At 66.5% G+C, this 3,656-nt stretch carries 3 protein-coding genes; 1 reads left to right on the top strand and 2 read right to left on the bottom strand.

All coding sequences use genetic code 11. The features are described 5' to 3' along the window. Positions 1-1,527: succinic semialdehyde dehydrogenase (locus VF106_RS48680; RefSeq protein ID WP_330846947.1), on the top strand; the 1,527-nt coding region annotated here is incomplete at its 5' end. A gap of 9 nt (positions 1,528-1,536) precedes the next feature. Here the strand turns inward: VF106_RS48680 and VF106_RS48675 are convergent. Together VF106_RS48675 and VF106_RS48670 are read right to left on the bottom strand one after the other, a co-directional pair. After that, a complete protein-coding gene (locus VF106_RS48675) occupies positions 1,537-1,857 on the bottom strand; it encodes an STAS domain-containing protein (protein WP_330846946.1) in 321 nt (106 codons plus the stop codon). Between the two features lie 8 nt (positions 1,858-1,865). After that, positions 1,866-3,656: glycogen debranching protein (locus VF106_RS48670; RefSeq protein ID WP_330846945.1), on the bottom strand; the 1,791-nt coding region annotated here is incomplete at its 5' end.

The raw sequence follows: 3,656 nt of genomic DNA, 5'->3' as shown, positions 1-3,656 counted from the left end.
GAGTTCCTCGAGTCCCTGGTCGCCCGCGTGCCCTCGACCGGCGGCGGCACCTGGAAGCTGACCGAGGTCTACACCGGTGAGGTGCTGGTCGAGCTCCCGCAGTCGACGCCGGCCGACATCGAGGCGGCGTTCGCCACGGCGCGCGAGGCGCAGGCCGAGTGGTCGCAGTGGTCGCTGCGCAAGCGGCTCGCGGTGTTCAAGCGGGCGCACACCCTCTTCAACGACAACGCCCAGACCACTGCCGACCTGATCCAGGTCGAGAGCGGCAAGAACCGGCGGATGGCGATCGAGGAGACCTGCGACCCGCCGATGGTGATGAGCCACTACCTGAAGCGGGCCGCCAAGCTGCTCGCGCCGGTCAGGCGTGGCGGGCCGGTGCCGTTCCTGACCTCCTCGACCGAGATCCGCCAGCCCAAGGGCGTCGTCGGCGTCATCGCGCCGTGGAACTTCCCGTTCGCCACCGGCATCTCCGACGCCATCCCGGCGCTGATGGCCGGCAACGCCATCGTGCTGAAGCCCGACAACAAGACGGCACTCTCTCCGCTGTTCGGCGTGAAGATGCTCGAGGAAGCCGGCCTGCCCGAGGGGCTGTTCCAGGTGGTGTGCGGCGAGGGCCCGGACGTCGGCCCCATGCTCATCGACAACGCCGACTACGTGATGTTCACCGGCTCCACGGCCACCGGCAGGGTCATCGGCGAACGGGCCGGCAAGAACCTCATCGGCTGCTGCCTCGAACTCGGCGGCAAGAACCCGATGATCGTGCTCTCCGACGCCGACATGGCGGAAGCCGTGCAGGGCGCGGTGTTCGGCGCGTTCGGCAACACCGGGCAGATCTGCATGCACATCGAGCGGATCTACCTGCCGGAGTCCAGGTACGACGAGTTCAAGGACGCGTTCGTGTCGGCGGCGAAGGCGCTCGACGTCCGCGCCGCCTACGACTTCGGCCCCGAGATGGGCTCGCTCGTCTCCGTCGACCACATGCTGCGCGTCAAGTCGCACGTCGAGGACGCCGTCGCCAAGGGCGCCACCGTGCTCTGCGGCGGCACGCCCCGTCCCGACCTCGGCCCGGCGTTCTTCGAACCGACGATCCTCGAGGGCGTCACGAAGGACATGCTCTGCGGCGTCACCGAGACGTTCGGCCCAGTCGTCGCGCTGCACTCCTACCGCACCGTCGACGAGGCCGTCGCGCTCGCCAACGACACCGACTACGGCCTCAACGCGTCGGTCTGGGGCGGCGACATCGACGCGGCGCGTGCCGTGGCCGCGCGTGTCGAGTCGGGCAACGTCAACATCAACGACATCCTCGCGACCGCGTTCGCGGCCAAGGCCACACCGTCCGGCGGCGTCAAGAACTCGGGCGTCGGTGCCCGCCACGGCGACCAGGGCCTGCTGAAGTACACGAACGTGCAGAACATGGCCGTGCTCAAGAAGCAGGTCATGGGCGCCCGACCCGGCCAGGACTACGCGAAGTACGTCGAACGCATGCTGTCCGGACTGAAGATGATGCGGAAGATGCGCATCCGGTAGCGGAGGCGCCTACCGCGGAACCGTGTCGGCGATGGTGACGCTCAGCTGGAAATCGGCGCCCTCGATGGCGGCGCGCACGTCCTCGTTCGGTGAGACGACGATGATGTCGACGTCGTCTGCCATCTTCTCGCGGGCGAACGCCAGGCCGCGCAGGCCGGCCGCCGAGAGCGTGTCCAGCTGGCTCATGTCCAGTATCAGCCGGTCGATGCCGGCCCGCGACGCGGCCGCAACCTTGTCCCGGAACGTCGTGACGTTGGCGTCGTCGAGGTCACCGACCAGTGTGATGACCGCGGTGTCCCCTTTTGTGGAAAGCGAAGCGTTGAAGGCCATTTCTCCTCCTACTGTGTCTTGGCCACCGGTCGCGCGACCAACGTGACCACGGAACGTGGGCTGATCGAATACCGACGGGGATCACTCAGCGGGACCTCCGCACCCGGCGCGAACGCTCCGGGTGTTTCCTTGGCGGTGTCGGCGAACAGGTGCCAGGTCCAGCCGTCGTCCACAATGGGCAGTTCCAGCTCGTGGTCCTCCCAGTGCGCGTTCGCCGCGACGTAGACGTAGTCCGGTCCGCAGCCCTCGACGTGATGCCCGCACCACATCAGGGCGAGCAGTCTTCCCGAGGGTGACCAGTCCGGTTGCCATGCTCGCACCCCGTGCCAGCTGACCTCCGGATGGCCGGAGCCGGTCGGATCGACGCTGCTTGGATGGTGCATGCCGCGGAGCACGGGGTGGGCCCTGCGGAACGCGATCACATTGCTGACGAAGTCGAGCAGTTCGGTGTTGGTGTCGGCGAGCGTCCAGTCGAACCACGACAACTCGTTGTCCTGGCAGTAGGCGTTGTTGTTGCCGCGCTGGGTCTTGGCCACCTCGTCGCCGGATAGCAGCATCGGAATGCCGCGGCTGGTCAGCAGCAGCAGGAACGCGTTCTTCGCCTGCTGGATCCGCAGTCTGTTGATTTCCGGGTTGTCGGTGTGGCCCTCGGCGCCGCAGTTCCAGCTGTTGTTGTCGCCTGTGCCGTCGTTGTTGTTCTCGCCATTTGACTCGTTGTGCTTGTCGTTGTAGGAGAACAGGTCGATCAGCGTGAACCCGTCGTGACAGGTCACGAAGTTGATCGATGCGCGGGCTCCCCGGTGCTTGTACAGGTCGGGTGAACCGGAGATGCGTGTGGCGAGGTCGCCGATGGTGCCCCCGTCGCCCTTGAGGAAGCGGCGTAGCGTGTCCCGGTACTTGCCGTTCCACTCCGACCAGCGGTGGTAGTTGGGGAAAGTGCCCACCTCGTAGAGTCCGCCCGCGTCCCAGGCCTCCGCGATCAGCTTGCAGTCCCGGAGTACCGGATCGTAGGCGAGCGACTCGATCAGCGGCGGGTTGGCCAGTGGCACACCGTTCTCGTCCCGGTCCATGATCGCCGCGAGGTCGAACCGGAACCCGTCGATGTGGTACTCGCTGGCCCAGTGCCGAAGGCACGTGACGATGAAGTCCCGGACGACGGGATGGTTGCTGTTGAACGTGTTTCCCGTTCCGCTGAAGTTGAAGTAGTACCCGTCCGGGGTCATCATGTAGTAGGCGCTGTTGTCCAGGCCACGGAACGAGATCCACGGGCCGCGCTCGTTGCCCTCGGCGGTGTGGTTGAACACGACGTCGAGGATGACCTCGATGCCGGCCGCGTGCAGTGACTTGACCATGTGCTTGAACTCGTCGCCCTGCATACCGAACCGGCTGGCCGCGGCGTAGCCCGCCTTCGGCGCGAAGAACCCGACCGTGTTGTAGCCCCAGAAGTTCAACAGGAGCTCACCGGTGTCCGTGTTGAGCCGGCTGTTGCCGAACTCGTCGAACTCGAACACCGGCAGCAGCTCGACGCAGTTCACCCCGAGCCGCTCGAGGTAGGGGATCTTCTCGACCAGGCCGGCGTAGGTTCCCGGGTTGGTCACACCGGAGGACGGATGCCGGGTGAAGCCCCGGACGTGCGTCTCGTAGATCACCAGGTCGTCGGGACGGATCCGGAGTGGACGATCGCCCTCCCAGTCGAAGTCGTCGAAGGCCAGTCGGGCACGGTGCTGGTAGGGGTTCCGCTGGTCCGGGACCCTGCCCCAGACCTCACGACCCATCAGGACCCTGGCGTACGGGTCGGA

Origin of the sequence: Actinophytocola sp. (genome assembly GCF_036378875.1) — a bacterium.
Lineage (GTDB): Bacteria > Actinomycetota > Actinomycetes > Mycobacteriales > Pseudonocardiaceae > Actinophytocola.
The sequence above is the reverse complement of the archived record's forward strand: the minus strand, read 5'-3'. Positions and strand labels throughout refer to the sequence as shown.